The 5,671-nt window shown below is 29.4% G+C and carries 5 protein-coding genes; 1 reads left to right on the forward strand and 4 read right to left on the reverse strand.

The window, feature by feature from the left end; all coding sequences use genetic code 11:
- The first annotated feature begins 353 nt into the window (after window positions 1–353).
- Window positions 354–1,124 carry a hypothetical protein gene (locus ABU914_RS15100; RefSeq protein ID WP_379670523.1) on the forward strand — a complete coding sequence of 257 codons (771 nt, stop codon included), beginning with the start codon at window positions 354–356 and terminating at the stop codon, window positions 1,122–1,124.
- Between the two features lie 696 nt (window positions 1,125–1,820).
- On the opposite strand, the gene ABU914_RS15105 is transcribed toward ABU914_RS15100, so the two are convergent.
- The 4 genes from ABU914_RS15105 to ABU914_RS15120 form a co-directional block, all read right to left on the reverse strand.
- Window positions 1,821–2,234, reverse strand: coding sequence for a hypothetical protein (locus tag ABU914_RS15105; RefSeq protein ID WP_379670524.1), 414 nt, complete (start codon window positions 2,232–2,234; stop codon window positions 1,821–1,823).
- 246 nt (window positions 2,235–2,480) lie between these two features.
- Window positions 2,481–3,464, reverse strand: coding sequence for an ATP-binding protein (locus ABU914_RS15110; RefSeq protein ID WP_379670525.1), 984 nt, complete (start codon window positions 3,462–3,464; stop codon window positions 2,481–2,483).
- Window positions 3,464–4,168: an ABC-three component system middle component 1 gene (locus tag ABU914_RS15115; RefSeq protein ID WP_379670526.1), complete on the reverse strand. Its 705-nt coding sequence runs from the start codon at window positions 4,166–4,168 to the stop codon at window positions 3,464–3,466. The genes ABU914_RS15110 and ABU914_RS15115 overlap by 1 nt, the downstream gene beginning before the upstream one ends.
- A complete protein-coding gene (locus ABU914_RS15120; protein WP_379670527.1) occupies window positions 4,165–5,568 on the reverse strand; it encodes an ABC-three component system protein in 1,404 nt (467 codons plus the stop codon). Before ABU914_RS15120 ends, ABU914_RS15115 begins: the two co-directional genes overlap by 4 nt.
- Window positions 5,569–5,671: the final 103 nt, after the last annotated feature.

The following is a 5,671-nucleotide window of genomic DNA, read 5'->3' on the forward strand; positions in this document are numbered from 1 at the left end:
AGAACTTCTATTTTTGAATCATCAAAAGCGTAAAAAATAATTTATCAAAAACTGTAACATTTTACTTGACGCTCACAAAAGCTTGACACATAATACAATTGCTGTAGAGTTGTTAATGTTAAGTGGTAGTTTGAGTGAATACAGAAAGTACACAATTTATAGAAACAACATTTATTTCCATTATACCTCAATAAATTTTTTAATAACTGGAAGCTTATATTTAGTAATTGCATGTAATACGTAAACACTCTTATAACATCAATAACTTTCACTTTTGTTAAATAACTGCTCTGATCAATGGGTTAAGTTAAACATCTCCACATTGAGAAAACCGTAATATGGATGTGAATTCATTGAAAAAATTGCTGTTACTACTTTTCTCAATAATTAGCTTACTTACAGGCATTTTCTTTATAGGTCTATTTATAAATAATTATTTTCCATTTTCTATAGAGCGAACAAACCAAGTGGTCTTATTAAAAAAAAGTGAAGTTGGAATAAAAATGTTTCCTGCTTACTACGTGTATGCCGGAGAGGATGGAAAGTATACTCGACATAAAGTGAGTAAACATACAATAAATTCTACTAAACTTGGTGATAAAGTTTCTGGGTATAAAATAAAGGATCGATTTTATACGATTAAAGACATAATATCTGACTTGTTCAGTACAATTATTTTTGTTTTCGTTGGCACGCTATTTGTTATGCTTGGAATTATTTACTTTATTAGACAGACGAAATTTTTTCAAAAGTTCCTTGTTTTATTAAGAAATATTCGAATAAATGAAGAAAAAACAAAGTTCTTTAAAAACTTCTTGTTTATAGGTGCGCTTTTATTCGTTAGTTGGAAATACATTTTATATAAGACACCTATTTATTTTAAGACATTCGATTATACATCTGCGGAGATTTTAAGTACTGAAAGAAATCCGGGTTACGGAAGATTTAACGGTCCGACATTTGCTTTTACGGTTCGTTTCACTTTAGACGATGGGGAAAAAGTGATTTCAAAAATTAAAGTATCCAATAATGTGTATGAACGTTATGAAGAAAAGGATACTATTATCGTTTATTATGAAATATCTAATCCGTTTTATGTGTATTTACCTGATCATCCATCGTAATTTAACTGCCCCTATCTCGAACAATTGGATCAATAATAATTGTTAAACTAAAGCTTACTAAATTAATTTATTCAACTTTACCTATGTACATCTGTAACCCTAGAAAAGGAAAAAAGAATCCGAAGTCTTCGCTTCCCAATTCATCCTTATGAATTGGAGGACGATGAGCGTTTACAATAAGTAAATAGATCACTGTACGGATTTTTATAATTTTCTGGTGTATGAAATTATGTCAATAATATGGAAAAATTAAATTGAGGTTTAATTTTAATCGTTACCGTGCTTCGCTTGCTAATCTAATCACAAAGGGGCTGTCCAGAAAGTCATTATAAAATGACTTTTTGTAACATCCCTTCTCGCTTTTTAGAAAAAAGCCTTCCTTTTTAGTAGAAAGAAATTACCACACAACACTCAAACGATCTGCCACAAACTCATTATTAATGGGGATGGAGCTGAATAGACCACTCGTTGCCGAACATACTTCCAAAACTAAAGGAATGTCGACTTTATAATGCACTAAAAGGTTACAAAGTTTTTAAAAGATGAAAAACAAATTTTAAGTCGAAAGAGCAAAAGTTGTAAACGTTAACAAGCCATTAAAAAGAGAGTTTTCTTAGTTAGTTTAACTGGAAAACTCACAAAAGCTTGACTCAGTCGTGTATCATGTTCACTTGCGAAAAACACTTGCTTGACACATTAAGATGCCTTGTTAGTTATCTTGCCTCTAACATCAACAAATCTCTCATGAAATTTAAGTAACTCTTCCTCATTAACTTCTTCATTAGTTTTTCCTTCAAAATAAAAATCCATGTCCATACGAAGTGTATCTAATTCATTAAATATCCATTGCAACTCTTTACTTTGTTTAGCGAACCTAAAATACCCTTCGATTCCATTAACAAAAATAATAATTCCACCAAGAACTATAATTATTTGTTGAACATTTTCATAAAATAAGCTCGCAGACAATGTTATCACTAAAGATAAAATTAAAACCGAAAGGTTCGAAACCCTAGAGTAAAATCTAGCCAAGCTCATCTTTCGTGATATCGTTGTTACCTCATCATTCACTTGTTTTCTAAGCTTTGTAATCTTTGATTCAATGTCCATATGGTCATCCTCCTCGATTCTAAGCATTAATATTATACAAAGAGGGCTTTTCTCTTGCAAATTACTTTATAGAATTATGGATCTACGTCTATATTGAATACAAGTAAATTAATTATAGTTGCAAAAGTTCTGTCAAGGGCAAAGTGTATACAAGTCCCTTGACAGAACCTTCTGACATTTTTTGTATAGTTGTTAAGGTTGCTTAAGCACCATTATATTGACAGTTCAAGTGAGAGCCCTATCGACTTACACAAAATTCTTGACGGTACCTTCAAGTTGATTATATGTAAGGATAGTTTGTTTAAGAAGTGTTTTATTCTCTATAACTTTATAAATATAATTATTAAATTCAGTATCTCTAAATTTTTCTCGATCTTTCACAAGAATATATATTTCCCTTAATTCCTGTAAGAATTTATCTCTACTTTCTTTATTTACTATCGTTAATTCTTTATCCCATTCTTTAATATTTTCCTTTTCTTCCAAAAGTGAAAAAAACTCTACTTCTTTTATGTTTTCAGGTCTTATCTCTTCTAACCCATTTTTCAATAATTTTATAGTGTTTTTTCTATCTGCTAATAATCCTTTTGGTCCATCTATTTCTCTTAATTCTCTAGTGATTTTGTGATTCAAATTCTCTAATTTTTCTAACTCTCTTTCCTCTTTATATGTATCAAATAATTGCGAAATATCATCCATTCGGTCTTTAGCATTCTGCTTTAAAAATAAAGTGTTTTCCTCTTGTTGCACATAATAAAATAGACTAAAATATCTTTTTAGGTTGTCTATCGATAGAATGCTTCCAATTTCTTCTTGGGTAATAATTTCTCCTTCTTCAATAGGCGTATTAAAGTCCGGTAATAGATATGTTTCAAAAATATTCCAGTTATCAGGTTTCTTATCTACAGCTTTAAAGCTATTTTTAGAATTAATTCTCTTGCCAATAATCAAGTTCTCAATCTCACCTGAAAATTCGACTTTGATTTCAGTGTCTACATCATGATTATTCGAAAATAGAACTTCACGGTATCCATACCGCCCATCAACTGTGTTCTTTATTCTACTTATTACACCTGTTAATATTAATTCTATAGCATCGAAAATAGTAGTTTTACCAAATCCATTAGGCCCATCTAATACTATCAAGTCTTTTCTTGAAAAATCCAATAACAGCTCTTCAATATGCTTAAAATTTTTCAAATAAATTCTACTAATTTTATATCTATTCATTACTCAATACCATCCCCTATTAAATTAAGAATATTCTCTAATATTTCCTCATTATTTTCATCAAGGTTAAGTAGGGTATCTTTAAATGTAAATAGTTCTTTTTGTTGCAATTCTTCATTTATTACTGCACTTAGATCTTCCATTTTTTCTAGTCTCTTTTCTAGCCTTAAAAAAGGTATTTTAATCATTAACTTTGTGCATATTTCATATAAAACAGTAGTGTCATTTTCTTCATTCTTTTTAAATGCTAAAAACTTATTAGTATCATTAATAGTTCTATTTAATATGCTATTGGAACTTTCCTCCTTTCCTCCAAGCAACTTCTCTAATTGTTTATAGCTATCCATATTATAAGTAATAACATACTTTTTAAAGAAATAAGGGTCCTCTTCAATTTCAAATATTTTATCAGTTATATTTTTTGTTTTACTATTGGTCGTATTCACACAAACAATCATCGATAGATTTTTATCCATTTTTTCATCATATCCATTTTCTAATTTCTTTATAGAATTAAAATATGTCGGCACTTCATTAGATAAAAAATCTTCTTTTATATTATCCACATACAATACTAAATAATAATTTACAGCATACTTACTGTTATTCACCCAAAAGTCAACAAGGTTCCCTTCGAGGGGCGTTTCTAATTCAATATTACTAAAACCATTATCATAAAATATTTGTCTTATTATCTTATTCAATTGATTATTTCTCCCTTAGCATTTTTTAAATCTATTAGGCTAATATTTTTAATTTTGGTAATCCTATCATGGTAGTCGTTTGATCTCTGCGTATCTAAATCTTCTGGCTCGGGGACATTCGAATGAAATTTAGTATCCTCTAACGCATCCATATTGATAGAAGTTGTAATAATCTTATCTACTTCATTTAATAATTCTGGATGTGCATTATTTAAGATTGCTTTAGCCAATTTTTGATTTCGTACTGGATGATTTTTATCAATTATTGTTGATGGTAAGTATGTAACATTTACTCCTTCCTGATTTTTTTGATTATAAACCCACTTATTTTCTTTCAATTCCTTTTTTACTTGTTTTGTTATTTCGAAGAAACCATCATTTAATCCTGTTCGGTTTAAACATTGCTGTATCATTTTTACAATATGGTCAGGATGATCTTTATTAACTTCATTGTTTGGTGTAATTTTTAAACAAAACTCTAAGAACTGCTCATCACCCAGTTCATAAATCTGTTTAATTATTTTATTTACTAGAAGTATTTCTTCAGACGATATTGTTTCCAATTGATATTCTTCTTGTAAATCATCTAAATAACTTTGAGAGATACTATTAAATTCATTTTTTAAAAAATACGCTGCATATTCTTTACTTACTGATTCAAAATTATGTTGCACTACTTTTTGAATTTCTGTAAAATTAATTGATACTTTCTCCACTTTATTTCCCGATTGAATATCAATTTGTCTTTCTCGAATATTTTCATCTATTAAACCTAATAAAAAGTGATACGCTCTATCCACTCTTGTCTCTGTAGCTACAGTTCCAATAATTTGTCTTAATTTAGCTTTAATAAGCTCTTCTATCTCTTCAAGTGAACAAGAATAATTACCATTCTCGTACTCATACAAATCAAATTTTTCAAACAAATCATGGTATTTTCCAGAGCCAATAACTTTATCACGACATTCTATTGGACTAGCATATTTTTTACCTTTTGATTTAGCTTTATCTGTCTCCTTTTCATTCATTGTATACGTCAGCAATTTTTCCTCGAATTTTTCAAAGTTTGTTAATTTTTGCGTGACATGTAAATAAGCATTTTCAAGCTCTTTTATCTCTAACAATTTTGCTAATAATAACCAAGTTGCTTCTTTGTATGACGATGTAGCAGTATCTGGCATTGTTTTAACTTGGTGTATAGAAATATATCTTCCCTCTTTTTTAATAGAAAAATCTTCAAGCCATTCTAATTCTATCTCAAATTTTTCTATATCTCCTTCAGGGATATCCTCCAGCAACTTTAAAGCTACATAAATCGCTACTTTACCTTGATGATTATAACCGTTCCAACTAGGACTGGCATCAGTAGTATATGGATCCATTACCTCGAGTATGGTCATTTCTTTTACCTCCTTTTTAAAATAGGTAAAGTGGACCCCATCGTCAAGACAACTTTTTTATAAATTTAAGGTGCATTGAGTTTTGCTCCTTCCTATCTTGCCA

This window comes from Pueribacillus sp. YX66, assembly GCF_041725775.1.
GTDB lineage: Bacteria > Bacillota > Bacilli > Bacillales > UBA6769 > Pueribacillus.